At 60.2% G+C, this 25,314-nt stretch carries 24 protein-coding genes; 4 read left to right on the forward strand and 20 right to left on the reverse strand.

Annotation, left to right across the window (positions count from 1 at the left end; translation table 11 throughout):
* Position 1 precedes the first annotated feature (1 nt).
* The 4 genes from IEX36_RS14005 to IEX36_RS14020 form a co-directional block, all read right to left on the reverse strand.
* On the reverse strand, positions 2 to 868 hold the full coding sequence (locus IEX36_RS14005) for a tetratricopeptide repeat protein (RefSeq protein ID WP_229669020.1): 867 nt from the start codon (positions 866 to 868) through the stop codon (positions 2 to 4).
* A gap of 107 nt (positions 869 to 975) precedes the next feature.
* Positions 976 to 3,120, reverse strand: a complete 2,145-nt coding sequence (locus IEX36_RS14010) for a VWA domain-containing protein (protein WP_308422320.1) — start codon at positions 3,118 to 3,120, stop codon at positions 976 to 978.
* Between the two features lie 72 nt (positions 3,121 to 3,192).
* Positions 3,193 to 6,660, reverse strand: a complete 3,468-nt coding sequence (locus IEX36_RS14015) for a TonB-dependent receptor (RefSeq protein WP_229669021.1) — start codon at positions 6,658 to 6,660, stop codon at positions 3,193 to 3,195.
* Positions 6,661 to 6,715: 55 nt separating this feature from the next.
* On the reverse strand, positions 6,716 to 7,495 hold the full coding sequence (locus tag IEX36_RS14020; protein ID WP_188760184.1) for a hypothetical protein: 780 nt from the start codon (positions 7,493 to 7,495) through the stop codon (positions 6,716 to 6,718).
* A 116-nt stretch (positions 7,496 to 7,611) separates the two neighbouring features.
* Between IEX36_RS14020 and IEX36_RS14025 the strand changes: the two genes are divergently transcribed.
* Positions 7,612 to 8,394 carry a VIT1/CCC1 transporter family protein gene (locus tag IEX36_RS14025; protein WP_229669022.1) on the forward strand — a complete coding sequence of 261 codons (783 nt, stop codon included), beginning with the start codon at positions 7,612 to 7,614 and terminating at the stop codon, positions 8,392 to 8,394.
* A gap of 25 nt (positions 8,395 to 8,419) precedes the next feature.
* Here IEX36_RS14025 and IEX36_RS14030 read toward each other — a convergent pair whose 3' ends face one another.
* Positions 8,420 to 8,884: a DUF6249 domain-containing protein gene (locus IEX36_RS14030; protein WP_188760185.1), complete on the reverse strand. Its 465-nt coding sequence runs from the start codon at positions 8,882 to 8,884 to the stop codon at positions 8,420 to 8,422.
* A gap of 81 nt (positions 8,885 to 8,965) precedes the next feature.
* On the opposite strand from IEX36_RS14030, the gene IEX36_RS14035 reads away from it, so the two are divergent.
* Together IEX36_RS14035 and IEX36_RS14040 are read left to right on the forward strand one after the other, a co-directional pair.
* On the forward strand, positions 8,966 to 9,538 hold the full coding sequence (locus IEX36_RS14035) for an RNA polymerase sigma factor (protein ID WP_229669023.1): 573 nt from the start codon (positions 8,966 to 8,968) through the stop codon (positions 9,536 to 9,538).
* Positions 9,520 to 9,927 carry a hypothetical protein gene (locus IEX36_RS14040; RefSeq protein WP_188760186.1) on the forward strand — a complete coding sequence of 136 codons (408 nt, stop codon included), beginning with the start codon at positions 9,520 to 9,522 and terminating at the stop codon, positions 9,925 to 9,927. Before IEX36_RS14035 ends, IEX36_RS14040 begins: the two co-directional genes overlap by 19 nt.
* 33 nt (positions 9,928 to 9,960) lie before the next feature.
* Here IEX36_RS14040 and IEX36_RS14045 read toward each other — a convergent pair whose 3' ends face one another.
* From IEX36_RS14045 to yoaA, 4 genes are all read right to left on the reverse strand, one after another.
* Positions 9,961 to 10,644 carry a 7-carboxy-7-deazaguanine synthase QueE gene (locus IEX36_RS14045; protein WP_188760187.1) on the reverse strand — a complete coding sequence of 228 codons (684 nt, stop codon included), beginning with the start codon at positions 10,642 to 10,644 and terminating at the stop codon, positions 9,961 to 9,963.
* Between the two features lie 20 nt (positions 10,645 to 10,664).
* Complete coding sequence (queD, locus tag IEX36_RS14050) at positions 10,665 to 11,045, reverse strand: 6-carboxytetrahydropterin synthase QueD (protein ID WP_188760188.1); 381 nt, start codon at positions 11,043 to 11,045, stop codon at positions 10,665 to 10,667.
* Between the two features lie 124 nt (positions 11,046 to 11,169).
* Entirely contained in the window at positions 11,170 to 11,430 is a 261-nt protein-coding gene (locus tag IEX36_RS14055; protein ID WP_188760189.1) for a hypothetical protein, read from the reverse strand.
* An 8-nt stretch (positions 11,431 to 11,438) separates the two neighbouring features.
* On the reverse strand, positions 11,439 to 13,481 hold the full coding sequence (yoaA, locus tag IEX36_RS14060) for a DNA repair helicase YoaA (RefSeq protein WP_505661228.1): 2,043 nt from the start codon (positions 13,479 to 13,481) through the stop codon (positions 11,439 to 11,441).
* A gap of 123 nt (positions 13,482 to 13,604) precedes the next feature.
* On the opposite strand from yoaA, the gene der reads away from it, so the two are divergent.
* Positions 13,605 to 15,443 carry a ribosome biogenesis GTPase Der gene (gene der, locus IEX36_RS14065; RefSeq protein WP_188760191.1) on the forward strand — a complete coding sequence of 613 codons (1,839 nt, stop codon included), beginning with the start codon at positions 13,605 to 13,607 and terminating at the stop codon, positions 15,441 to 15,443.
* Between the two features lie 8 nt (positions 15,444 to 15,451).
* Here the strand turns inward: der and IEX36_RS14070 are convergent, their stop codons facing one another.
* The 11 genes from IEX36_RS14070 to IEX36_RS14120 form a co-directional block, all read right to left on the reverse strand.
* On the reverse strand, positions 15,452 to 16,351 hold the full coding sequence (locus IEX36_RS14070) for a PEP-CTERM sorting domain-containing protein (protein WP_188760192.1): 900 nt from the start codon (positions 16,349 to 16,351) through the stop codon (positions 15,452 to 15,454).
* 65 nt (positions 16,352 to 16,416) lie between these two features.
* Entirely contained in the window at positions 16,417 to 16,881 is a 465-nt protein-coding gene (gene moaC, locus IEX36_RS14075; RefSeq protein ID WP_188760193.1) for a cyclic pyranopterin monophosphate synthase MoaC, read from the reverse strand.
* 9 nt (positions 16,882 to 16,890) lie between these two features.
* On the reverse strand, positions 16,891 to 18,135 hold the full coding sequence (locus tag IEX36_RS14080; RefSeq protein ID WP_188760194.1) for a molybdopterin molybdotransferase MoeA: 1,245 nt from the start codon (positions 18,133 to 18,135) through the stop codon (positions 16,891 to 16,893).
* Positions 18,136 to 18,204: 69 nt separating this feature from the next.
* Positions 18,205 to 19,395 (reverse strand): tetratricopeptide repeat protein, encoded by a 1,191-nt coding sequence (locus tag IEX36_RS14085; RefSeq protein WP_188760195.1) that lies wholly within the window; start codon positions 19,393 to 19,395, stop codon positions 18,205 to 18,207.
* Positions 19,396 to 19,491: 96 nt separating this feature from the next.
* On the reverse strand, positions 19,492 to 20,184 hold the full coding sequence (queC, locus tag IEX36_RS14090) for a 7-cyano-7-deazaguanine synthase QueC (protein WP_188760196.1): 693 nt from the start codon (positions 20,182 to 20,184) through the stop codon (positions 19,492 to 19,494).
* Positions 20,171 to 20,422 carry a putative signal transducing protein gene (locus IEX36_RS14095; RefSeq protein WP_188760197.1) on the reverse strand — a complete coding sequence of 84 codons (252 nt, stop codon included), beginning with the start codon at positions 20,420 to 20,422 and terminating at the stop codon, positions 20,171 to 20,173. Before IEX36_RS14095 ends, queC begins: the two co-directional genes overlap by 14 nt.
* A 26-nt stretch (positions 20,423 to 20,448) precedes the next feature.
* The gene (locus IEX36_RS14100; protein WP_229669024.1) at positions 20,449 to 21,291 is read right to left on the reverse strand and encodes a DUF3108 domain-containing protein; all 843 of its coding nucleotides are present in this window, start codon (positions 21,289 to 21,291) and stop codon (positions 20,449 to 20,451) included.
* Complete coding sequence (locus tag IEX36_RS14105; RefSeq protein WP_188760198.1) at positions 21,291 to 21,851, reverse strand: methyltransferase family protein; 561 nt, start codon at positions 21,849 to 21,851, stop codon at positions 21,291 to 21,293. The genes IEX36_RS14100 and IEX36_RS14105 overlap by 1 nt, the downstream gene beginning before the upstream one ends.
* A 4-nt stretch (positions 21,852 to 21,855) precedes the next feature.
* Positions 21,856 to 22,947, reverse strand: a complete 1,092-nt coding sequence (gene waaC / locus IEX36_RS14110) for a lipopolysaccharide heptosyltransferase I (protein WP_229669025.1) — start codon at positions 22,945 to 22,947, stop codon at positions 21,856 to 21,858.
* Positions 22,948 to 22,970: 23 nt separating this feature from the next.
* Entirely contained in the window at positions 22,971 to 23,999 is a 1,029-nt protein-coding gene (gene lpxK, locus IEX36_RS14115; protein WP_188760199.1) for a tetraacyldisaccharide 4'-kinase, read from the reverse strand.
* Positions 23,996 to 25,294 (reverse strand): 3-deoxy-D-manno-octulosonic acid transferase, encoded by a 1,299-nt coding sequence (locus IEX36_RS14120; RefSeq protein WP_188760355.1) that lies wholly within the window; start codon positions 25,292 to 25,294, stop codon positions 23,996 to 23,998. Before IEX36_RS14120 ends, lpxK begins: the two co-directional genes overlap by 4 nt.
* Positions 25,295 to 25,314: the final 20 nt, after the last annotated feature.

Genomic DNA, 25,314 nt, shown 5'->3' on the forward strand with positions numbered 1-25,314 from the left:
GTCATTCGTGCTGGACCTCGGGCTGCGAAGACAGAGGAGGAAGTGCTCCTGGCACGTTTTCGACAGACGCTCGTCCGGTTCTCAACGCACGCGCATTGTGCACCAGCAGCAGCACGCGCGGGTCTTTGCGGAGGTGTTCCATGACTTGGTCATGGCTCATGGCTTCGAGCACGTCGAAGCCACCCTCGCTCGCCATCGTCAGATAGTGCAGCATCTGCACATCGTCGCCGCGCACCGCAAATATCCTGGCAAGCTCGTAGCAAAAGCGGGCGTGGTCGTCGGTTGTCAACATGCGGGCCGTTACGCCCAGACTATTCGAGCGATCGAATATCTCCGGATCGAGTCTGAGCGCGATCGCATATTCTCTGCGTGCTCCGCTCCAGTTTTTGTCTTCGAGATAGGCGGTCGCGAGGTTGGAGTGGAAACTGGCGCCTTTCTTGTCCAGCTTGATGGCGCGCTTGTAGTCAAAGATTGCGTTCGACTCCTCGCCCATCACGTATTCAACCGCGCCGAGGTTGTTCCATCCCTCTGCATCTTTCTTCTTCAGCTTGATCACTTCTTTGAAGTAGGTACGTGCACGTTGAGAGTGCCCGAGGCCAAGCTCGGTAATCCCCATCTTGTTCAAGAGGGGAACCTCTTTGCCGCCGCGCCGCATGGCATACATGTAGTAGTCAAGCGCATCCTGCGGGAAACGTCTGGCGCGAAGCACGTCCCCGGCCATTTCTAATTGTTGAGGGCTTCCGATCATTGGATCAGGCAGGTGGGCCTGAATATCCGGCCACTGCGGACTGCTGTGTTCAAAGGCACGAAGCTGATCAGGAGTTAGGCTGTCCTGCTGTACGCCCGGCTGAGCTGCAGCGATCGACATGCCAAAGAGAAGAACGAGACAAGACGCATACCAGCACGGTCTCATGGCGCACCTCGAGAAGGTACGCTCAAATCCTCCTCCCGCCGGCGGAGAATGTCAACAGCGGTTTACCGGGCGGACGCCACCGAATTCTTCGCTGGGGCCGCAGCCGGTGCGGCTGGGCGTACCATCAGCGCCATTCTCGGAAAGCTGAAGCTACCTCCTGCGTCGTCGATGACGTTGACCTGGCAGATGTAAGTCCCCGGTTTCAGTTGGCTTAGAGGCACATCGAACTGGAACGAAACCGCGCCACGATCGGGCGTATTAACCGTGTCAGCTTCAACTAGAGGCGTCTCATACACTTTCACCCCGCCACGCATGAACTCGATGCTGGTCAATACATGCACCTGTCCGGAGGGTCTCCGCACGAGGCCGGGAGAAGCAGGCGGCGCAGGGCCGTTCTTCTCTCGTGTAGGGTCGTAGATCTCGTAGAGGAAGTACAGGTGCTGGTCTTGTCGGAAGACATGCGGCACGTTGGGAATCCACTCCAACCCATCGCGCACCAGCGGATCGGTGGACTTCTTCGTATCGGGAGTTCGTTGACTCGAAAGCACAATCGAACTCATCTTCAGCGGCATTTTTTTGAGGTCAGGAACCTGCAGGTCGGCCTCGAAGCTGCCCATTGCCCCGGTCTGGTTTTCGCGCACCACAAACTTGAGGTGATAGCGTCCGGGCGCGAGTGTAAAGCCGGTCGTGTACTGAATGTTCTTCCGCTCAACCTGTTGTGACTGGTCAAGTGCAAGCTTCACTGTGTCCCGCACGTTACCGACGACGATGCCTTCGGCGTTCTTTACCTGACCCATGATGTCGATGTTTGCTTTGTCTTTGTCGCCGTTCTTCAAGAATGGAATCTGCGAACCCGGCACGATCAGCGAGACAGGCACAAAGAACCTGTTATCGCTCATCCTGAAGTAGAGCGCCTCCAGATAGACCGCGACATCGGTTGCGGGCAGAGAACTGCGCATCTGCTCCATCAGGGCCTCTTCGCGATCTTCGGCCTTCTGGTGCTTGAAGTCGGCGGGAGCATAGTATCCGGGTCTGTACTCCAGCTTCACATCGCTGCGGTTGACCCTAATGGTTAGATGCCGATAGCTGCCATCGCGTGCCGTGTTGGTCGAGCGGAAGCCGAGGATATAGTAGGCCTCGGTGTCGTGCTGCACCTGCTGGAACGCCGGCGCGAAGTCGTTTGAGTCGAAGAATGCCTTGCCACCCGTGTCGCTTGCCAGCGTCGCTAGCGTTTCCTGCGAGCTGAAGTTCGAATTCAACTGGTTCTGCATCGCGCCGCCACTGTAAGCTGCATTTCCCCGCAGACTTCCCGTCGAAGCGTCGCCGACAGGCGAGAGCGCCTGAAGACCGCGCGCGTCTACGCTATAGATCGCCATGTTGGCCCGCACGGCTTCGTTCGTCGCAGCGCGCATGCTCGCCTGATTTTCAATGCCTTGCCGCGTCAGTCCACCGGAGAAATAAAGCAGGCTCTTGCGCTGGTCCACTCGCTCCAGACTCTTGGCAATCTCGCGAATGGCATACAGCTCGCGGTCCGTGTTGAGCGCGTTGTACTCGCTGTCATCCGCGGTGAAGCTTGATGCGTCGTCTGCCGTTCCGCTGGAGTCGCCGCCTTCATTGCCGTTGGCGAAGCCTGAGCCTTCCGAGCCGTTGTAGCGGCCTACGCCTTTGAGCAGAAGGTCTTTGTCCGAGGTAAAGTCCTGGTCCATGCTGAGCGACGTGTCCATGCTCACCAGCGCGACAAGATCGGCAGGCTGCATCTTTTTCTTGATGTAGTCTTGCGCCGCCTCTACCGCGCGGTCCACATCCTCCGGCTGCATGCTGCTCAGGTCGAAGAACATCACAATCAGGCGATGGTCTTTGAGCTCCGAAGGCTTTTCGGCGAAGTTCTGGTTCAGCAGATCTGCCACCGTAGCCTTGCCGCTGACAGTAGTCGATTCGCGCAGCACCGCGGCTGCATCGACGTTCTGGTAGTCGAAGGTCGAGACCGTCTGCGGCTTGCCATTTTCGAGGATCGTGAAGTCGCTGGCCTTCAGTCCCTTCACCAGTTCGCCAGTCTTCTTGTCGCGCACGACCACATTAGTTAGCACGATGTTACTCTCGACCTTCAGCGTGAAGCTGCCATCCGGATTCGCCTGCTGCGCGCGCACCATAGCAGGTGTCCCCGCCATCATTCCGGCCAGCATCGCGGCAATGATTCGCTGGGTCAACGTATTTTTCGCCGATCTATGCACTGCAAAATCCATCACAGAACCTCAGAAGCCATCAACAATCAAACACTGTTAGAACCGATACCTCGCCTCAACCGAAAGCGTTCGCATCGCAGACGCTCCTGTCACCTGACCAAATGTCGGCGAGTTCAACGTCGTATTGATCCCTGAATACTCGACCATATTCAGCGCATTTGTCGCCGTCACACGCGCCTCGAACGACCGCGTCTCGCCCAGGGTTACTGTCTTTGAGAGTGAAGCATCGACCGCTGTGGTCCCAGGTCCTTCAATCGAATTGCGAGACGCTGTGCCGAACTGGCCTGCTGCCGGAGCCGAGAACGCAGCCGCATTGAACCAATTGCCGAGTTTCCGTTCACCGGCGACCGGCACACCGAAGTTACGATTTGGGCGCAGCGAATTGCTCGATCCCGAAGCCGTTTCCTGCACTGTCAGCACGTAGTTCGGCGTGTAGTAGCTTCCCATAGCAAAGGTGAAATCTCCCGAGATTGAGAATCCATCAAGTGCATGAGACCAGAAGCCGCCCTTCGAAAGCAGCGCGCGGTTCGGCCCAAACGGAAGCTCAATGACCCAGTTGCCCGTCAGCTTCTGGCGAATGTCAAAGGAGCTATTGCCCTCCTCCGCATTCAGGTCCAGATCGTTTTGGGCCACAGTTGTTGCGCCTCCGCCAATCGAAGAGGCATTGTCGATCGAGTGTCCATACTGATACGAACCGCCCAGCGCAATGCCCTTCGACATTCGCTTCCGCAGGTTGACTCTCAGCGCCTCGAAGCGCGAGTAGCCAAGCGAATCTTCGTAGTCGAACGCCTGTGCGCTTGAGTTCAGCAGGCCGCTCGCAGTCCGGTTCGGCGCACGGACCATGTCAAGGTTGCCGCCCTTCGCGCCGTCGTAGCCAATGTTCGCCACAATCCCCAGCGGGAAGGTGTGTTGAATATCCAGGTCCCATATCTGCACATGTCCAAGTCTGTAGTTCAGGTTGGCGCTGTAGTTGTTCTGCACCGCTGCGGTGGAGCAGTTGTATGCTCCTGCCAGCGTGAATGTGCCGAGTGTGCCGCACCCTTGCTGACCGGCAATATTCGTCTGGGTCACGGCGAAGGGCGGCTGGTTCGACATCTGCCGCGCAATCGACGCGTACTGCCCCGTGTTGTAGTTGATGCCATAGCCGCCACGAATCACCGTGTCTTTGAAGAATCTCGCAGTTGGCCTATACGCAAATCCAAACCGCGGCGCATACATGGCACGGTCCGGATTCACGAGCGAACGCGGGAATGCGCCACTGTACGTGCCGTGCTGGCCTGGCTGAACCGCCTCAACAGCCGTGAAGTCAGTATTGTGATCCAGGTTCACCAGCCGGTTGTTTTTCTCAAAGTAGGGCGAGAAGTACTCATAACGAAGCCCATAGTTCAACGTCAGGTTCGACAGCGCGCGCCAGTCGTCCTGCGCGTACCAGTCATAGACGTTTGCGCGAAGATACGTTTTGAACAGTCCCGCCTGAACGGATGCATTTTGCGGAAGGCCGAATAGAAAATCTGCAAACCCGTTGCCGCTCGCAGGAATCACGGGGCAGGCTGTTGTAGAAGAAGAGACGCAGTTAGCGGCGGGATTCTGCGTAGCGTAGCCCGTAAAGCTGAACGAGCCAAGCGGCGAGCCCGTGCCGATTGAATCCGCATGGACGCGACGTATGTCTCCGCCGAAGCGCATGTTGTGCTTGCCCTTGCGATAGGAAACAAAGTCGCTAAACGAGATCGTCTGGTTGATCGTGTCGCTCGGCGTTGTGTTGCTCAGGCCTGTGAATGCGGTCGAGCCTCCAAACGAGAGCGACGGGACGCCGTAATAGAAAGGGTTCGACTGAATCGTCGAGTTGCCCACCAGCACGCCAGCGTCTGTCGCAGGGTTCGTCGCGCCATTCGTAAAGTAGTTCTCCGTCGTTCCGTGTGAGCGGTTCCAGTTCAGCGAGGCATTATCCCGAAATCGTCCGTAGCTCAACATATAGCCAGCCGTGATCCCATAGCCGGTGCTATCTGTCCGCCCGCCAAGTGGCAGGAAGATGTTGCGCAGATCACTGGCACTGTGTGAATAGCTGCCATTGAAGTTGATGTTCTGACCCAATTGCGCAGGTCCGCTTGTTTGTCGCCGTCCAAAGCCTCTGCCAAAGGCCGGAGCCTGCCCGAAGTTCCTCACATAACGGAGCGCGGCAGAGGTAGAGTTCTGCCCTGCGTTCGTCACGGTCTGGTAGTTGTTCAACGCGCCTGCATTCGGCACATTCGGCGCAGGGTAGAACTTCAATAGTGCCAGCGCCTGTGCGGAGACAGGCGTCTGCGCGTTATTCAGATTGTTGCCCGGAATCGGTTTCCCGGTCGCGGGATCATAGAGCGCCTGCGAGAGAGCGGAGAAATCGCCGCCGCGCTCAGCCAGCGTTGGCACCGTACCGTTGTAGATGGAAGGATTGATGTTCTTCTGTCCGGTCAGATTGAAGAAGAAGAATTGCTTCGTGCTTGGCTTGATGAGCCCAGGAATGAAAGGCGACCCGGCAAGGCTCACGCCAAAGCGGTTCGACATCGACGAGGGCTTCACCACCTGCGCGCCTGGCTCACCCAGCGCAGCCGCAACCGAGAACGGCGCGGCATTCAGCGCACCATTGCCGCCCTGATAGAAGATCGCACCATGCAGCTGCGTCGGATCGAACTGCCGGAACCCGCCGCGCCCGCCGCCGCGTCCTCCACCACCAAAACCGCGTCCGCCGCCACCGGGCCCCATCATGCCGCCAAGCATTCCCGCGACCATGTTCGTCATGTCGCCGACAGCCCCGCCCTGCCTTCGCGCCTGTTCCATTGCATCCTGAATGCGCTGACGGATCTCATCTTCGCTGAAATTGGCAAGGCCGTTGGTCTCGCCCATCTGCCCGTTCACGGCAACCGACTCCGTCGCCGCAGAATCCGCTCCGCTCGCTGAAGGCATCTGCGCACCCGTGTCGCTTCCGCCCGAACTTGCGTCAGCAATGTCCGCACTATCGCCGGACAAACTCAACGCCTGCGTTCCGCGCGCCAGCGCACCCGCTAAAGCGCTCGCCGTTCCCGTCTGCCGTGCCTGTTGCTGTGCCTCCTCGCGTGCCATCCGCGAAGCCAGCTGCATCTCGAACTGAGCGATCTCCTCGGGCTTCCCGCCATTCTGACCATTTGCGTTGATCAAAACTTCTTTTGTCTCTGCTGCAAACGCCGCCAACTCCGCCTTCACCACGTAGCGTCCATCGCGCGGAACAATCATCGAAAACGCGCCATTCACATCTGTAGTTGTCGCGTATTTCTTGCCGGTCAAGGTGTTGGCTGCTGTCACGGCTACGCCTGGCAGGGGCACTGTACCGGCCTTCACGGTTCCCGTAATCGTACCTCCAGATGCAGCCGCCGACACGGCAGCAGCCGGTGCTACAGGCGCAACCTGTGTCTGGCTCGGAGCCTGATTCTGCGCTGCGAGGCTCGTTCCAGCCCACGCAGACACAGCCAGTACCACCATCGTTCGTCTCATCAATCTCTGCACAAAACCCTCACCGAAGTTCATTGCCTAAGCAGGCCGGAGATTTCTAGTTAGGAGCGGTTGTCGCGGCAGGAGCAGTCGTAACCGCATCCGTTCCCTTTGCGCCGTTCTCATCTGCTGCACGTCGGCGCCGTTGCCGCATCATCGAAGGATCCACAATACCCAATTGCGTCGGTACAAAGACGCCGTTCTTGATCGTGCCGGGACCCATTACGCGGTCGCCCACCTTCACGTCGGCCAGCGTAACGCTCTGTTCATCTGGCGCAGTTCCCGGTGCGCCAGCTTCCACCGGCCCGCTGCCATTCATCATCGAAGCCAGCCTGCGGCCGCCGTGCCGGAACGACGTCCCTTCATCCACTCCGATCACCTGCGACACCCCATCGGGTCGCAGTACAGTAATCTTCAGTGCGTCCATATCGACTGCCGTAACTTTTCCGGTGATGTAAACCTTCCCCAGACCCTCGCGTGCCTTGCGTACCTGCTCGGCATCCATCACTGCGACAAACACCGCATGGACCGTCTTCGTGGGAGCATCCATCACGCCCATCGCGCCCACGCCGTCGCCCACTTTGACATCGGTCAGCTTCACCGGCTGGCGGTTCTCCATCAGTCGTGTATTGGCCGAGACAGCCACCTGATACACATCGCCCGCATCGGTCTTCACTGTCAGATGGTCAGCCGTGACAGCCGTCACGGTCCCGCGCACCATCTGGCCACCCGCAAAAGCGGGCCGCTCACTTTGCGGACCACCCATTCCATCCTGGCCCTGTGCCTGAACCAACCCGGTCGCCAGCAAAGCTGCCAGCGCAAACCGGAAAATCGTCATCTTGCGTCTCATGCCACACCTGCCATAAGGCCCTGTGAATCGAACGAATCCCTGTGCACATACAGACGATTTCCGGTCACGAAAGACGCGCCGTACGGATAAAAACTTCCATTGCAATGTTCTATGCGGCACACGCCCTCAACTACACTACGGCCATGAGCGATGCTGTCCAGACCCCCCACACACATGCCACACACAGCCACACGCCGCACATAGAAGGCCACTTTGAGTCCTCCGAGACCGTCCGGGACATCGTCATCGGCCTCTCTGACGGTCTTACGGTCCCTTTTGCTTTGGCGGCAGGTCTCTCGGGAGCAGTAGCGTCGTCGCACATCGTCGTCCTCGCCGGTCTCGCGGAGATTGCTGCCGGCTCGATCGCCATGGGTCTTGGCGGCTATCTCGCGGCCCGCGGCGACGCTGAGCACTACGCCTCCGAGCGCCAGCGCGAAGAGCGTGAGATCGTCGAGCGCACTCACGATGAAGAGGAAGAGATCTACGAGATATTCGGTCAGTACTCGGTCGACCGCGCCAGCGCAGCGCCGGTCCTCCATGCACTCAGGCAAAATCCCACTGCTTGGGTCGATTTCATGATGCGCTTCGAGCTTGGCCTGGAAGAGCCGCCTGCCAACCGCGCCCACCGCTCAGCGATTACGATCGCCGCGTCCTATGTCGCCGGTGGATTCATCCCATTGTTGCCGTACATGCTGGTCAGCAACAATCTGGCCGCACTCAAGCTCTCCGTCCTGATTACGCTGCTCGCACTGGCCGTCTTCGGAGCGCTCAAGGGAAAACTAGTCGGTACCGGCTGGCTCCGCAGTGCCATCCAGGCCATCACTATCGGCGGCGCTGCTGCTGCTGCTGCCTACTTCCTCGCTCGTCTGCTCAACGCCCACTCGTAAGCCTGATGAGGCTGCCACTCTTCATCTAACCGGCATGGCTGCTAGGCGGCACGTCCGCATCTACTTCCAGCCCGAAGCGCGAAAGTTCGCGCTTCTGCAGGTTGTAGTCCACAAAGAAGCCAATGCCAATCGCCAGCGGAATCAGCCCCGCCGCCGCGCCGGAGAGTACCTCATGCACCTGCAGAATAGCGGTCAGCAGGAGGAAAAACGCAATCAGGCCAATCCCAATCGAGACCAACACAATCCCCGTCCTTCGCGCATTGCTCAGGCTGCGGAGCGGGTCCTTCGGGGGGCGCATGTCTTCTCCGGGTGCGCCAAGCAGCTTCTCGATCTCGGCAATCGACATGCCTCGCGCAATCATCGCCATGCGCTGCTCTGCCTTCATGCGAGTGCTGTGCATCTGTGCCCAGATGCCCCCAATGATCGCCACAATTGGGATCAGCATCGCTACGACCGGAACAATTAGTCCGCCACTCAGTACCTCATTCATAGTGTTTCCTTTCTGCCCGCGTTAGACCACCGCGCATTTGCAAAGTTTCACCCCGGCGCGTGAAACTTTCATCCGAGCGAGTTGTCTAACCCTTCCTTGGCGGCCGACCTCAACTTCGAGCAGATTGTCCGGGACCATCAGACGATGGTCTTCAGTACGCTCGTGCGCCTTACCGGGAGCCGCGAGAACGTCGAAGACCTCGCGCAGGAGGTCTTCCTGCGTCTCTACCGGGCCTTGCCCGGCTTTCGCGGCGAAGCCCTGCTCTCGACCTATCTTTATCGCATTACTATCAACGTCGCGCAGAACGAGTGGAAGCGCCGTCGCCGCGCTGAGCGGTCGACGGTGTCGATCTCCGATGAGGTCTCAGGCTGGGAAGACCGCCTTGAACATCCCGGCCTGAATGCAGAGCAGCAATTAGCCGAAGAAGAATTTAAACTTACCGTTGAAGACGAGTTACACAAACTAAGTCAGGTCGAACGCACGGTGCTCGTCCTCTACCATCAGGAAGAGCGCACCTATGAGCAGATCGCCGAGGTGCTCGGCATGCCCATCGGCACAGTCAGAACGCACCTCCATCGCGGCAGAAAAAAGATGCGCGAAGCGCTCGCGAACGCATCCAAAGGAAGGAGCGAGCTATGCACGGCGAACCTGTGAACAACCCGAACGAAGCCATTAATCTGGAAGAAGCTTTGCTGCAGGCTCTGGACACAAAGATTGTCCAGGCATTGGAGATGCAGCCCGAGGTGGCGATTCCAGCCAATTTTGCTGCGCGTGTTGCCAGTCAGGTTCCTGTGCGACGCTCTGCCATTCGCCGTGCAGTTCTTCTGCGCCCCACACACTATGGGTTGAAGGCGATGGTCGCTTCATTGGTAGCCTTGGCAGTCATTCTCGTTGCCTTATTGGCCAATCACTTCGGACATACCGCAATCGGGCAGGTGATGGAGTGGATCATCTACTCGCAGTTTCTCTTGTTAGCCGTATGGTTTGGCGTCTACCGCGTCAATATCTTCTCAGCCCTCAGGCCGCATCGAGCAGGGAAATAGTCAACTGCGAGGTTTGGGAGAATTTTCGAGCTCCTATACACCCTTTTTCATCGGCTCCCAGATGAACTTGTGTATCTGGAGCGACAACCGCGCAGGAAGACCATCGGCAAGCATCCACTCCACTAGCTTGCGCGGATCGAGCGCCATATTGTCTGCCGTACGCTGCGGGCTTGGTGTCTTCTGGAAAGCAGGGCTCAGCAGCACTTGCCCAGCCTTCAGCTCAAGCTCATGCTTGCGAATGAACTCCCGCGCAAACTCATAGTCCGCACGGTCCGCAATCACAAACTTCACCTCATCATTTCCGGTAAGTGCATCGAGGTTTTCCATGCGAAAGCTGTCCGCCGCAGCACCCGCACCCGGACACTTCACATCCACAATCTTATGAACCGCCTTGGGCACGTCAGTCAGCGGGCGCTCCCCGGAGGTCTCCATCATCAAAGTAAAGTTCTGTGCGAGCAGCCGCTCCATCAAGGGAAGAAGCTCCTTCGCCTGCAGCATCGGCTCACCGCCTGTGAACTCAATCAGCGTGCAAGGCGCCAGCGCCTTGATCTGCGCCTCGATTTCATCCAGGGTGAACGGCTTACCACCCGTGAAGGTGTACTCGGAGTCACACCACGCACAGCGAAGATTGCATCCAGCCAGCCGCACGAAGATGCACGGCAATCCCGCAAACGATGACTCGCCTTGGACGGATTTGTAAAGTTCAATTAAGTACATGTGAAGGCTTACTCGGGCACTTATTCGTAGTAGCGTGCAAAGCTGGTATCGGTCTCGTACAGCGTGCAATCCTTCACGCGCACGCGGCCTCCGGTCATCTCATGCACCTGTTTGCTGGTCTGTTGGTAGAAATACCGCGCCAGGTTCTCCGCGCTGGGATTGATCTCTTTGTCGAACGGCGCCAGGTCGTTAATCATGAAGTGGTCCAGATACTCGACCGTCGGACGCATCACCTGTTTCAGCAGCTTGAAGTCGAGCAGCAATCCGGTCTCATCCAGTTCCTCACCCACCAGGGTCACGAAGACCTTGTAGTTGTGGCCATGCGGGTTCTCACACTTGCCTCGATAGTTGCGGAGGTAGTGGCCGGAGGAGAAACCGGCTTCTACAGTCACTTCAAACATGGTTGGGAGACACCTTCACTTTCACTTGCGAGCCGCGCTAAAGTCTTCAAATTAGATGGGGAAGGGAACGACGCGGCTTCAGCTTTTCCTCTTCTATTGTAACGTTTTGTCGGCGTCTCGGGTATTAGCCGCGTTTACGCCGGGCGCGGCGCTGTTCCTCGCGCTGCTCTTCAGTGTGCCGCTCCGCCTGCTCAAACAACGTGGTCAGAATCGCCCCCAGCCCCACCACCATGCTGATGACAAACAACACCAGCCCCATCGACCGCCACAAAGAGATGTCGCCCGGACTCCCCGGCTGCTGCGCGATGTTTGTGTAAGAGACGCCAAACGAGACAATTGCGAGGATCAGCAGCGTACCGGCGAGGATGTAGAGATTGCGTCCCATCGTGCTGTTTAAATTCTCTCAGAATCCGCGAAGAACCGCTCCACGTCGGCGATCTCCTGGGTCAGCCGATAAGGCGGAAGACTCTCCAAAAATATCCGTCCATAGCGCTGCCGCTGAATCCGCGGATCAAGCAGCATCAGCACACCCCTGTCCGTCAGCGAACGAATCAGCCGCCCAAATCCCTGCTTCAGCGTGATTACAGCATTCGGCACCTGGTAGTCGAAGAACGGTTTCCCACCCTGCGCTTCGATCGCCTGCATCCGCGCCTCCACCACAGGATCATTCGGCACAGCAAACGGCAGCCGGTCGATAATCACACAACTCAATTGCTCGCCCTGTACATCCACTCCCTGCCAGAAGCTCGACGTGCCAAAGAGCACCGCATTCGGTGTCTCGCGGAATTGCTGCAACAGAACATGCCGAGGAGCCGTGCCGTGCAGCAGCAACTTATACGGCAACTCGGCTAACAGCCGGTCGTGCGTCTCCTGCATCTGCTTGTAGCTGGTAAACAGGCAAAACGCGCGCCCGTGCGTAATCTCCAGCACGCGGCGAATCCGCTCTGTAGCCCGTTCAGGAAAGTCCGGCTCACGAGGATCAGGCATATTCGGTGGCAGATAAAGCAGCGCCTGTTCGCCGTACCTGAAGTGACTCGGCACCACCAGTTCTCGCGCACTCACCAGCCCCAGCCGCGCGCGGAGATGATGGAAGCCTCCAGAAACTGTCAGCGTAGCCGAAGTCAGAATCACCGAGCTATACGCATCGAAGAGCGTCGTGCTCAGCAGCTCCGAAACATCAATCGGCGTGGCCTGCAACTGCGTATGCAGCACCGGATTCCCATGTCCACGCGCCGCCGCGCGCACGCCACCCACAGCCCGCCGCTCAATCCAGAAGACTGTGTTGCGATCCGGCGACTCCAGCAAAAAAGAAAGATGCGCACGAATCTCTGCAGCGCGCCGCCGCAACCCCGGAGCCTCGTCCACATTCTTCAGATACTCCAGCTCCCCCTCCAGCCGCGTCAGCGCATTCTGCACCGAGATGTAGAAATCGCCGCTCTCCTCCAGAAAAGCCTCGCGGTTATGAAACGGCATCCTCCCCGCACCCGCCGTCTCCATCGGCAGCACGCCAAAGAACATGCGCGCGCGCTCCTTCAGCGTGGCACACGCGCTCTCAATCGCGGACGTACTCGCATGTTTCGCCTTCAGCATCAACTCCACATCGCGCACCAGCTCATCAAAACGCTGCGTACCCAGCCCAATGCCGAAGTAGTTCGACGCAACCTCCTCCAACTCATGCGCCTCGTCAAAGATCACCGCCGCTGCATCCGGCAGAATCCCCGCATCCGGCGCACCCGCAGCCTCCTGCTTGATGCTCAGATCGGCGAAGAAGAGATGGTGATTCACGATGATGATGTCCGACTCCAGCGCCTTGCGCCGCATCGCCGTCACAAAGCACTGCTCCCAGTCCGGACACGTCTGCCCCAGGCAAGCCTCCGTGCGCGCATCCAGCTTCTGCCACAGCGCCGAAGTCTCCGGCAGCGCATCAATCTCCGCGCGGTCGCCCGTCTCCGTCGTCTTCTCCCACGCCAGAATGTTGTGAAACTGCCAAATCTCCTCCAGGCCATTCAGCAGCGGATTATCCCGCAACGCATACAGTTTGTGCCGGCACAGATAATTCGCCCGCCCCTTCATGTAACAGACCTTCAGCGGCCCCAGCAGCGATTCCAGAAATGGCACATCCTTGAAGTAAAGCTGCTCCTGCAGATTCTTCGTGCCGGTCGAGATAATCACCCGCTGCTGCTTCTCACGCGCCAGCCGCAACGCAGGCAGCAGATACGCCAGCGTCTTGCCGGTCCCCGTCCCAGCCTCGACGATCAGGTGGCGCTTTTCCTTGAAGGCCCGCTCAATCTCCCGCGCCATCTCATACTGCCCCTTGCGATGCTCAAACGCCAGCGACGACCGCGAGAGCATCCCACCTGGCGAAAAAAAGTCATGCAGACTCGGCAGCTTCTCAGCCGGTGCAGGCGTAATCGAGATGGGAGTGCTGGCGGACAAGGTAAGGTCTGTGAAGTTCCTGCGCTCAGTTGGCCGCGCAATTTCTATAATAGATAGGTAGCGAAGATTTAGCGTAATTGCCCTGGCCACCGGAATGGTGCGCGGGAGAAAGACGGACATTCCGTGGCTCAGAGAGACGGCAAGAAAAGACTAGGCAAAAAACACAGGCAAGCCAGCACGCGGCCAAAGAAGGGTCGCGCTCCGAAGGCCGCACCGACCACAGGCGCAGTAGACCCACGCAAGCGCAAGCTGCTCGCGTCCAAACGCGCTGCAGCAGAAAATGCCGCGCGCACGCCGAAGAAGTCGCCGACCAAAGAGCGCAGCGTCGCACTATCCCCAGACGGCACCCGGAAGCAAGCACGGCAAGCATCTGCGCTAGGTGCCCGCGCAATCAACCCCACGCCGCTCGCCCCATCAGAAGACCAGGACTGGCGCGAAGTCGAGCTGCTCGCCTCGCAGATGGCCACCGAAACCGAGCGCGCCGAATCACGCACCCTCCCACTGATTGCCATCTGCGGCCGCCCCAACGTAGGCAAATCGACGCTCTTCAACCGCCTCACCGGCTCGCGCCGCTCCATCGTCGGCGACGAGCCCGGCATCACCCGCGACCGCATCTACGGCGAGATCGAGTGGATGAACCGCGACGCCCGCATCGTTGACACCGGCGGCGTCATCCCCGACGACGAAGCCCTCATCCCTGCCGAAATCTTCCGCCAGGCCCAGGTCGCGCTCGACGAAGCCGATGCTATCGTCATGGTCGTCGATGGCCGCACCGAGCTCGCCTCGCCCGACATGGAGCTCGCCCGCCTGCTCCTGCGCGGCGGCAAGCCCGTCTTCCTCGCCGTCAACAAGATGGACACCGAAGCCCTGTTGCCCTCGGCGGAAAACTTCCGCCGCCTCGGCTTCCGCAACGTCCTGCCCATCTCCGCCGAACACAACAGCGGCATCGGCGACCTGCTCGACGCTGTCTTCGCAGTCCTCCCCGAAGTCGACATCGAAGAGCCCGTCGTCATGCTCACCGCAACCGACGAAGCCGACGAAGACGAAGACGGTCCCGACTACTCCATAGCGCCCGCAGCGAAGCGTGTCCGCCATCTCCGCTCGCACGGCGAGTATGAAAGCCGCGAAACAAAGATCGCCATCATCGGCCGCCCGAACGTAGGCAAGAGCACGCTGCTCAACGCGCTCACGGGAACAAAACGTGCCATCGTCTCGCCCATTGCCGGAACCACACGTGACGCAGTCGATGAAGTCGTCGAACGCGACGGCCACGCCTTCCGCTTCGTCGACACGGCAGGCATCCGCCGCAAAGGCAAGACAAAGCTGATGGCCGAAAAGCTCTCAGTCGTCATGGCGCGCAAGCATCTCGAAGCCGCCGACGTCTCGCTGCTTGTCATCGACGCCACCGAAGGCGTCGCTGCGCTCGACGCCAACATCGGCGGCTACGCGCACGAGAGCGGCCGCAGCGTCATCATCGTCGTCAACAAGTGGGACCTCATGACGAAGACCGGACCCGACGGCAACCGCCTCTTCGACGGCAAGCAGCCCGCAAATCAAAAAGTCTACGAACAGCAGGTGCGCGACGCGCTCAAGTATCTCGACTACGCGCCGCTCCTCTTCGTCTCCGCAGCCGACGGCAAAAACATCGAACAGGTCTTCAAGAAGGTCGAGTTGGTCGCCCGCGAGCGCCGCAAGCGCATCACCACCGGACAGATGAACCGCTTCCTCGAACGCGTAGACTTCCAGCGCGCCAGCGTCCCCATGAGCAAGCGCGTGCGCATCTACTACATGACGCAGGCCGCCGTCGCGCCGCCGACGTTCGTGCTCTTCACCGACAAAGACGTGAAGCTGCACTTCTCCTTCGAACGTTTCCTTGAAAATCAGATACGCGAATCCTTCGGCTTCATCGGCTCACCCATCTGGTTCAAAGTCCGCGCCCGCAACAAGAAGAAGGCGGAATAGTTTTCGCATCAACTCTGTATATCTGTATCTCTCGATCGTCTTCCTCGCAGTATTTGCGTCGTCAAACCCAAAAGCGGAATCCCTGTTCCCAGAAGGAACATCGATGAGGGCTCAGGTACAGATGCGGGTGGACTGTAGCCGGTATCGGAGATGAGAGTCGCGTTCGACACCAGGTTTCCGTTGACGTCGTAGACGCTGGCCCCTGTGATTGTCAGCGGGTCAAGGTAGTTGGCAATGGCCGTGCAGGAGATGCCGCCGCTGATTTGGAGTGCTGTGAGCGCCGGACATTCAGCCAGGGTCGTGAGATTAAAGGAAAGATCGGCGATGCCGCCGCTGATGGGCACAACTATCTGGATAGGGCCCGATGGCGCGCTCGCAGAGCCGCTGTTGGAGATATTGGCGAGCACGTCCTCGGTGGTGCCGGAGGGTGCGCCGTTAAAAGACTCGCCCGAGGCGATTCCGACTTCTGCAACGGCCTTGCAGGGTGTCGATGCTGGACAGATAGAGCTGGGCATTCCCGTTGTAGAAACCGAGGCATTGCCGGTAACACTCAGATCGATGACTGCCGTCCCGCTCTGAACGCTGCTGGTGAAGTTGTAAAGCAGAGCAGCGCTGGCGATGGCCTCGTCGGTGGTTTGGCCCGTGAAGCTAGGCAAGGGAAGGCCGCCCGGAGGAAACTGTGCAGCGGCGCCTACTGTTCCAGTGGCGCTTGAGCCGCTGGCCTGCGCGCCGGTACATGACGCCGGGTTGGCGTTGCTGGAGCATAAGACGGTACTGTTGCCCAGAAACTCGGCGGAGAGAGTAAGGCTGTCAGCGTGCGCGGTCGGGGGCTGAAGGCAAAGGGATACCAGAGCAGGCATGATTGAAAGGAGAATGAAGTACGGGCGTAACTTTGCAGATTGGACCATTGTGCTAATCCTCTCTTCTGGCAAATTTTCCCGGGGAAGCCCGAAGTCTAGCACATTCCTGATAACTATTTCCGCAAATACTCGCCGCTCTTGCCGCCGCTCTTGCGCACCAGCACCACCTCGCGGATGCGAATCCCCTTATCCAGCGCCTTCGTCATGTCATAAACGGTCAGCGCCGCGACTGAAGCCGCCACCATCGCCTCCATCTCGACACCTGTCCCGGCAACGGTCGCCGCAGTAGCCTCAATCTCGACGCCACCCTCCACCACTCGCGCCGCCACATCCACAAAGCTCAGCGCCAGCGGATGACACATCGGAATCAACTCAGCCGTCTTCTTCGCCGCCTGAATACCCGCGAACCGCGCCACCTCCAGCGGATTCCCCTTCGGATTCTGCGGCAACGCCGCAAGCACTGCGTCCGAAAGCTCAACAAAGGCCCGTGCCACAGCCTCGCGCCGAGTCTCCGCCTTCGCGCTCACATCCACCATGTGGGCCTGGCCTGCTTCGTCGTAATGCGACAGTTTCGCCATCCCTCAAGCCTACCGCAACAGCAAGGAAATCACGTCGCCGCGCGAGCACTTCTGATCAGGAGGCAACACAGCGTAGCAATTCGAGCGAGCATGAGCAGCCATATCACCCGATCCCTGCCACGGCACCAACCGCACTTCAGCCTTCGTACGGTCCGAAGTCAGTCGAGCAGGCAACACCCGCATCAGCCCCGGCTTCGCCTCGACATCCTCCGCCAGAGTCGCCTGAACAAACCGCGGAGAAACCTCACCTGAGCCGCTGATCGCCCGCAGCAGCGGCGCAACGAAGCAACAAAACGTCACCTGCGTCGAAACCGGATTCCCAGGCAGCCCAAAGAAGAATTGCTCACGCAAACCATCCCGGGCAGGCAGTCGCCCGAAGACCACCGGCTTACCCGGCTGCATCTTCACTCCGGTAAAGAAGAACTCTGCTCCCAGCGAGCGCAGTACCTCTTCCACCAGGTCATACTTGCCCATCGAAACCCCACCCGAAAGCAACAGCAACTCGCACCCACGCGCCGCACGAACCGTTGCATTAAGAGCCGCGCGTTCATCGCGAGCAACAGGGAACCGCACCGCCTCACCACCGGCCTCATCCGCCAAGGCCGCCAGCCCATAGCTGTTCGAATTGCGAATCTGCTGCGGCTCCGGCACAGCGTCAATCCCCACTAACTCATCACCCGTAGCGACAATCGCCACTCGCGGCCTGCGAAACACGTCAAGCGAAGCCCGCCCGCAAGCAGCCGCCAAAGCAATCTCCGCGCCCTTCATCACCGAACCAGCCCGAAGCACCACGTCGCCCGCCCGCGCCTCGCACCCACGCGGAACAACATTCTCGCCGCTCCGCAACGAGCGCCCTGCCACCATCCGGACCCTGCCAGCCGCCTGCTCCACATGCTCCACCATCACCACAGCATCAGCCCCATCCGGAATCGGAGCGCCAGTCATAATCTCAATCGCCGAGCCGCGCACGAGCGCAGGCCCACCCCACTGCTCGCCCGCCCTCACCAACCCCGCAACCACCAGCTCAGCGCCGGCAACTGCATCCGCAGCCCGCACTGCAAACCCGTCCCGAGCCGACCGCGCAAACGGAGGCTGGTCCCGGTCTGCCGCAACGTCTTCAGCCAGCACCCGGTCCACGCAATCCAGCAGGGCCAGCCGCTCGACTCCGGTTTTCTCAATCGGCACAGCCCAATGCAGCACCATCTCCAGCGCCTCATCAAAGCCCGCAACGTACTCGGACGTCTCCAATTTCATCTCGCGCTCCTCACGCCGAAAGCAAAATGGCCCCGAGCATCGCCCGGGGCCATTTCAACCGTTGTCGCATTACTTCTTCTTCTTGCCTGCTCTGTAGCTCGACTCAACCGTCGCGCCGATGCCCTGCAGAATGCCCTTCACGTCAGCCGCGTGGGGCCCATCCGGAGCCAGCTCCAGATACTTCTGATAAGCCTCGACGCATCCCGGAGGAGCGACTATCTTCTGCGTCTTCGGGTCCACTGTCGCCTTTGGAATCAGTGCTTGTCCCTTGATGAAGTAGGTGTCTGGACGGTTCGGATCAACGGCGATCGCCTTGTCGGCAGCCGCGGCCGCTTCATCCAGCTTGCCTGCGTTGTACAACGTTGCGGCTTCGTTGTAGTAGTACATTCCCGCGTTGGCGGGCAGAGCCTTGGCCGCCGCTTCGTACGCATCGGACGCGTCCTTCGCGTCGCCCTGCTTGCCGTACGCCTGGCCAAGCTGGTTGTACGCAACCGCAGTCGTCTCCGGATTGGGCTTCTTCGACGCCGCGTTCAGATCTACACCCTTCTTGTACGAAGTCGCTGCATCGTTATACTTCTGCACAATCGCTGCGTCAGTAGGCGAAGTCCCGGCTGCGCGCGCGGCTTTCGCTGCTGCATCGGCGCTGCCTAGCTGCGCATCGCCCAGCGCCAGCCACAGAATCGGCTCATCCGGCTTGGCTGTTGTGGCGCTCGTCATCAATTTGATGGCTTCGTCATAGTTACCGGCCTTCGTGTCTGCGCGCGCCTGGGTCAACTCTGCATTCAGGTTTTTGATCTGCACGTTGGCAGCCATCGCCGACTCGTTCTTCTTCTTATACTCTTCCAACTGCTTACGCTCGTCGGGAGTCATCTTGTCGATGTACTCCTTGCGCGACATGTCGAAGTCCACCTGCTTGTCATCGCCTGCCGCCAGGGTCACATTGTCATTGAAGTCGACGCTCTTCGTGCCCTGAAACACGACCGCGACATAGTTGCCTGGAGCAATCCCTGTCCCCTTATAGTCGCCGTTCGCATCAATCGTGAAGTCGTAGGGGAACTTGCGGTCGTTCGCCGGCGAAGTCCGGTCGGTCGTCAGCTTGATATCGCCCGAAGTGAGCGGCTGGCCGAGCGGGTTACTCACGTGGCCATGAATGCTCGCCGTTCCTGTCTGCGCCACCGCGCTTGCCGGATGCGCCATCACGTAGGTCATCAGCAGACACGCTGCAAGCGTTCCGCCCATCTTCCATCCAATCTGTCTCATACGCTCTCTTCTCCTGCCCCGTCGGACCCCGGGGTGTTATCTCTGAACTTCCAACATCAACTTCCGCAGCCAAATTCTTGGATGCAAAAAACTCAGTTACGCGGCGGCGTAGGGTATCGGGTCCGCCGCTCCGGCCTCGCGGAACGCCCGGAGCCGCAAAACGCAGCTCTCGCACACCCCGCATGCCTTCTCCTCGCCGGAATAGCAAGACCAACTTACATGGAACGGAGCGCCCAATTCAACTCCCAGACGCACAATCTCGCTCTTTCGCATGGCAATCAGCGGTGTCACCACGCGAATATCGCCCTCTTTCGTGCCCGCTTCAATCAATTTGTTGAAGGCGTCATAATACGCCGGACGGCAGTCCGGATACCCCGAGCTGTCCTGCTCCACCGCGCCAATCAACACCTTCTTCGCCCCCAGAACCTCGGCCCAGCTCACCGCCGCCGACAGAAAATGCGCATTGCGAAACGGCACATACGTCACCGGAATCTCTGTCCCAATCTGCGCCTCCTCCGCCGGAGCCTGCGGCACGGCAATCCCCGGATCGGTCAGCGCCGACCCGCCAATTCTGCGAAACAGGTCCATCTTCAGGTGCATAAACTCCTTCACGCCCACCAGCGTGGCCACGGCCTCGGCCGAACGCAGCTCCCGCGCCTCCGTCCGCTGTCCATAACCAAAGTGAACGGCATAGACCTCGTAGTCCCTTGCCGCCAGCGCCGCACATACGCACGAGTCCATCCCACCTGAAAGGCACACCACAGCTCGCGCGCGCTCACTCATCGACATCCACCCTCTCGTCCGCTTCAGGCGAATCCAGAATCGCCAGTGCATCCGCCAGGTCCTGCCTGTGCACCTGCAGCTGCGTCGCAAGCGCGCCACTGTAGATGCGGCTCGCGTTCTCGTTGATCAGAAGACACTCCACCCCAGCCGATTCCAGAGCGCCCCTGGCCAGCATTGCCTCACCCGGCTCAAGAAACTCCCGCACCGTCACGAACTCTTCTGGATCATCCGGCAAATCCGTCATCGCTGCCCCTATCTCCGGCTATCTCATCACTTCGCGTCATACGATTGCAAATGCGCTGTGATTGTCCCCCAGAACAGCCGCGCCCGCATCTGCACTGGCATATGTCGCGCATCGTCCGTATACCAGATCCAGATGTTGCCGCGGTTCTTCACCACGCCCTCATCTGCGGTGGGCTGTACGCGAATCGTCTGAAACGTCCCCGCAGGCGTCTTGATCTCTTCCTTTGCCTCTACCTTCATCGTCACTGTCACGGTGCGCATCGAATCGGCCAGCGGCAGCTTGAAGCTCTGCCCCACCACCATCGGCTGCGACGCAGCATAGAAGATCGCCGAGAGCGAGTCCGTCACGCACGGAGGAATCGAAGCCGTTTGCTCTTTTTCGGTCCCTTTCACCAGGTTTTTTTCGATCTGGTGCTGCTTGCCGGCCGCATAATCAAACGTCAGCACGCTCGACACCTTGCGCCGTCCCTCCAGCAATTGCTTGCTGAAGCCCGTCGAGCAGCCCGTCTTCGTGTTGAACCCCGCCTGAAACGTGTCGACCACCGGGAACAGCATCGTCACTGCGCCCACAGAATCGCCCGAGGCCGTTATCTTCTGCACATCGCCCTGCCGCTCCAGGTGAAACACCGCCGTGCCTGCGGTAAACACGCGCCAGTCGACGGAATAGATCAGTGTCTGCCGCTCCGGATAAACAAAGTCAGGCGGCGGAGGCTGGAGTGCTGGAATCTGGCTTGTCTGTGTCTGCTGTGGTGCCTGTGAGGGCTGTTGCGCGGGCACCGGCAGCGCCGTCATCAGCAGCATCGCAATCGAGAACAGGGCCGTTTTATGCGTAAACAGAGGGCAGCTCGCAAAGTTGGAGTTGGGTGACACTACCGTTTCAAAAACAGCAGGCGCGCCGCCAGCGCCGCATAAAGGGCGATGGCACCTATACCTGCATTGTACTCGCGGTGCTTCATATAAAGCTCCCGCGAAAAACTCCCCGCAGCCTCGGCGGTCTTCGCCGCCGTCAGCCGCGGCAGCAGCCTCGGCACTTGTCCAGCATACGCATCAAAGCCCGCAAAGTGTTCCCGCAGGTAGGCTTCTTCCGACCGGATCGTCGGCAGATAGATCGCCGCAAACAAAATCGCCAACGCAACGAGGATAATCCAGCTCCACGCCGCTATCGCAAATCCGAACGCAATCATCATGGACCCCAGATACAGCGGATTGCGCGTATGCGCGTAAGGCCCGGTCCGCGTCAACTCGGCATTCTTCTTCACATAGCCCGAAGCATACGCGCGCAGCCACACACCCGGAACCACCAGTACCAGACTTTCCGCCATCGTCTGCCACGTAGGCCGTGCCAGCCACAAAAACACCGCAGCAAATACAAATCCCAGCGGCACACGAATGCGCCGCGCGATCTTCTGCCATCTGGTCCGTTCGCTCACTCCACTACCTTACCCTGTCCTCAGCTTTCACCGACTGCAAAAGCTCAAACGCCGCGCTCACTACCTCGTCGACCGTAATCAGCATCAGCCCACGCTCCGGCGTCTTATGGCGCGAATGGTCCGTCTCGCTCTCCGCATGGCGCAACACGCGCGACCGCGTCCCATAAGGCCCAGTTCGCTCCGGATCGGTCGGCCCAAACAGAGCCACCACCGGCTTGCCCAGCGCAGCCGCCAGGTGCAGAGGCCCTGTATCGCCTGCAATCACCATCTCTGCCCGCCGCACCAGCGCAATCAACTCCGCCATCGTCCCCGGCAAAGCGATGGCAAACCCATCACTCGCCGCAACCACCGCCTTCGCCGTCGGCTCTTCCGCCGAAGAAGCATTCACCACAACCCGAAACCCCGCATGCCCCAGAGCTGCTGCAACCGCGCCATACCGCTCCGCGGGCCACTCCTTCGCGCCCCACCCAGCCGTAGGCGCAAGCAGCACAATCGGCCGATCCATCGGTAGTTTCCGCGCCAGTGAAGCCTCCGCCGCTTCATCGACAGGCAAAATCACGCGCGCAGGAGACAAAGTCTCCCCAACAGCAGCACCCAGCAGCTCGCACCCCTGCTCAATCACATGCGGAGCCCGCGCCCGCACCCGCTCCTTGTAGAGCCACCGCGCCGGACCCTCACGCGGCCTCGCCCGTCCCACAAACCGCCTTGCCCCGGCCATCCGCCCGATTACCGCCGTGCGAATCAACCCCTGCATGTCCACGCAAAGATCAAACTCAGCCGCACGCATCGCCACTCGCAGCGCCGAGATATCCGCAAGCGTAGCCCGTCCCAGCGGATGCTTCTTCCACTCCCGCGCCGCCGCCAGAAACGTCTGGTTCACCAGAGGCATCTCGGGCCCGCGCACCGTCGCCCCAGCCACGCGCAAAAGCGGCTCCCATCGCGGCTCAATCACCCACCCGACAAACCACTCCGGATGCCGCTCCCGCAAAGCCGCCACAGCCGGCATCGCATGAAGCACGTCACCCATCGCGCCCATGCGCACAATCAGCACACGCGGTGCATGTTCATCACCGGCAATTTTGAAATTCGTCGTCAAGCTGCCATTTTCTCATGGCAATATTAACGCCGACGCCGGTCCAGCCCACCCACCATTGCCACCAACTGAATCAACGCGTCCTTCTCATCCAGCAGCTCGACATTCAGCCGAGCCACCACAATCGGCCCCACCTGCTCCAGCCGCTCGCGCATCTCCTCCGTCAGCTTCACCGCATCCTTTTCGGTGGTGCAGAACCCATTCGCTCCCGAAGCCCGCGCCCGCTCGATCAGCCGCTGCACGTCTTTCTCGTCATAACGATGGTGATCGCGAAACACCACCATCTCCACCGGCTCATAGCCCTGACCCTTCAGCATCCTGCTGAAGCTCTCCGGCCTCGCAATCCCGCAGAACGCAAGCGGCATCGTCGGCAGAGCCACCTCGCCGCCCTCGCCCAAACTCAGCGTCCGCCGAATCACCCACACCGCCGGCCCGCTCTTATCGCGCGTCAGCTCATCGACAAACCCGCCGAGCGCATCCACCTCTTCCTCGCGCAGCACCAGTACGTCTGCCTTTGCCACTGTCTCCAAAGGCTCGCGCAGGTTCCCCGCCGGAAGCAGCCTGTCCTCCACATCCTCCTGCGTCAGCAGAACAATATCGACATCCCGAGCCAGTTGCCGATGCTGAAACCCATCATCCAGCAGATGCACCATCGTCTTCTCAGTCGGCTCACTCCGCTCTGCCAGCAGTCCAGCCTTGTACCGCTCCGCACCCACAAACACCGGCACACCCGACCGCTGCGCCAGCAACACCGGTTCATCGCCATGCCAGCCCGCGTCATCAAACGGCTCCACACGTTCCACCGTGGCCGAACTCCGCCCATACCCCCGCGACAGAATCCTCACCGCATAACCGCGCTGCCGCAGCATCGTTGTCAGCATCAGCACCACCGGCGTCTTGCCCGCGCCGCCGGCCGACACGCTCCCTACGCTGATGACCGGGCTCTCCAGCCGCTCCTGGTTCAGCCATCCCCACCGAAACATCTGCGCCTTGATTGCCAGCACAAGCCTGTACACCGGCGCCAGCGGCAACAGCCATGGCCTCCGCACACTCATCGCCCACCTGCTCCGTTCGTGCTCAGCAAATTCATCAGGGCCCCCGTGGTCCGCGCCGTCGCGCCAGCCTGCGCGTCGAACACCTCTCGCCCGCGCTCGCCCATCGCCAGCGCCTCGCCGCTCCTATCGAGCATAGCAACAAGCGCATCGCCAATCACCTTGTTATCCACCACGCGAATCGCATCCCGCACCCGCATTGCATCCACAATCTCGCGGAAGTTTTCATACGACCCGCCCATCACCACCGGCACGCCAAACCGAGCCGCCTCCAGCGGATTGTGCCCACCCTTCGCCACCAGGCTCCCGCCCACAAACGCAACCGCCCCCAGCGAATAAACCGAAGCCAGGTCCCCAATCGTATCGAGCAAAAAAACACTGCCCGGCGCAATCCCCACCGGAGCCACACGAAACGCACTCGCGCGCACACAACCAAACCCACTCGCCTCAACCATCGAAGCCACCGCCGCAAACCGCTCCGGATGCCGCGGAGCCAACACCATCACCGCGCTCGGTTCGGCCGCAACCACGCGCGGCCAGGCCTCCAGCAGCATCCGCTCCTCACCCTCCAGCGTGCTCCCGCAAACCACCACCCTCGCATCCGCCGCCAGCCGATCACGCAACATCCGCGTCAACTCGCTCTCCGCACCCACGCGAATGTCGTACTTCAAATTCCCCGAGACATGCACTCTATCGGCAGGCGCGCCAATCCTCCGTAGCCGCGCAGCATTCTCCTCACTCTGCGCCAGAAACACCGAAACCCGCTCCAGCAGCGGCCTCCACAGCCTCTTCAGCCGCAGATACCGCGGCAGCGACCTATCTGACACCCGCGCATTCACCACTGCCAGCGCTACACCGTCGCGCTCGCACTCCATCATCAGCCGAGGCCAAAGCTCGCTCTCCATCAGCACAATCATCCGAGGCCGCAGCACCGCAAGATACCGTCGCACGGCAAATTTAAAATCCAGCGGCAGATAAAAAACAGGCACCCCAGCAAACCGCTCCTTCGCCAGCCGCTGCCCGGTCGCCGTTGTCGTCGAAACCGCCACCACCCACCCAGGCAGAGCCGCACGCAGCTCCCGCACCAGCGCCGTCGCCGCCATCACCTCACCCACCGACACCGCGTGGACCCACACCACCCGCTTCCCGGCCACAGCCTCGCGCAAACCAGCAGGCACGCGCCCCAGCCGTCCAGCCAGCCCCGCGCGATACCGCCCACTCGTCATCATCCGCACCAGCCAGTACGGAGCGCCCACCACCAGCACCGCCGCCAGCAGCGCGCTATAGACCCACAGCATCACCCTCAGCTAACCTCCGC

It is taken from the genome of Edaphobacter acidisoli (genome assembly GCF_014642855.1).
Lineage (GTDB): Bacteria > Acidobacteriota > Terriglobia > Terriglobales > Acidobacteriaceae > Edaphobacter > Edaphobacter acidisoli.

What these genes read in the sequence shown, in the direction of transcription:
- IEX36_RS14005 (WP_229669020.1), bottom strand. Translation starts at nt 868, where the DNA reads ATGTCGATCGCTGCAGCTCAGCCGGGCGTACAGCAGGACAGCCTAACT.
- IEX36_RS14015 (WP_229669021.1), bottom strand. Translation starts at nt 6,660, where the DNA reads ATGAGACGAACGATGGTGGTACTGGCTGTGTCTGCGTGGGCTGGAACG.
- IEX36_RS14020 (WP_188760184.1), bottom strand. Translation starts at nt 7,495, where the DNA reads ATGACGATTTTCCGGTTTGCGCTGGCAGCTTTGCTGGCGACCGGGTTG.
- IEX36_RS14025 (WP_229669022.1), top strand. Translation starts at nt 7,612, where the DNA reads ATGTTCTATGCGGCACACGCCCTCAACTACACTACGGCCATGAGCGAT.
- IEX36_RS14030 (WP_188760185.1), bottom strand. Translation starts at nt 8,884, where the DNA reads ATGAATGAGGTACTGAGTGGCGGACTAATTGTTCCGGTCGTAGCGATG.
- IEX36_RS14040 (WP_188760186.1), top strand. Translation starts at nt 9,520, where the DNA reads ATGCACGGCGAACCTGTGAACAACCCGAACGAAGCCATTAATCTGGAA.
- IEX36_RS14045 (WP_188760187.1), bottom strand. Translation starts at nt 10,644, where the DNA reads ATGTACTTAATTGAACTTTACAAATCCGTCCAAGGCGAGTCATCGTTT.
- queD (WP_188760188.1), bottom strand. Translation starts at nt 11,045, where the DNA reads ATGTTTGAAGTGACTGTAGAAGCCGGTTTCTCCTCCGGCCACTACCTC.
- IEX36_RS14055 (WP_188760189.1), bottom strand. Translation starts at nt 11,430, where the DNA reads ATGGGACGCAATCTCTACATCCTCGCCGGTACGCTGCTGATCCTCGCA.
- IEX36_RS14070 (WP_188760192.1), bottom strand. Translation starts at nt 16,351, where the DNA reads ATGGTCCAATCTGCAAAGTTACGCCCGTACTTCATTCTCCTTTCAATC.
- moaC (WP_188760193.1), bottom strand. Translation starts at nt 16,881, where the DNA reads ATGGCGAAACTGTCGCATTACGACGAAGCAGGCCAGGCCCACATGGTG.
- IEX36_RS14080 (WP_188760194.1), bottom strand. Translation starts at nt 18,135, where the DNA reads ATGAAATTGGAGACGTCCGAGTACGTTGCGGGCTTTGATGAGGCGCTG.
- IEX36_RS14085 (WP_188760195.1), bottom strand. Translation starts at nt 19,395, where the DNA reads ATGAGACAGATTGGATGGAAGATGGGCGGAACGCTTGCAGCGTGTCTG.
- queC (WP_188760196.1), bottom strand. Translation starts at nt 20,184, where the DNA reads ATGTCGATGAGTGAGCGCGCGCGAGCTGTGGTGTGCCTTTCAGGTGGG.
- IEX36_RS14095 (WP_188760197.1), bottom strand. Translation starts at nt 20,422, where the DNA reads ATGACGGATTTGCCGGATGATCCAGAAGAGTTCGTGACGGTGCGGGAG.
- lpxK (WP_188760199.1), bottom strand. Translation starts at nt 23,999, where the DNA reads ATGAGTGTGCGGAGGCCATGGCTGTTGCCGCTGGCGCCGGTGTACAGG.
- IEX36_RS14120 (WP_188760355.1), bottom strand. Translation starts at nt 25,294, where the DNA reads ATGCTGTGGGTCTATAGCGCGCTGCTGGCGGCGGTGCTGGTGGTGGGC.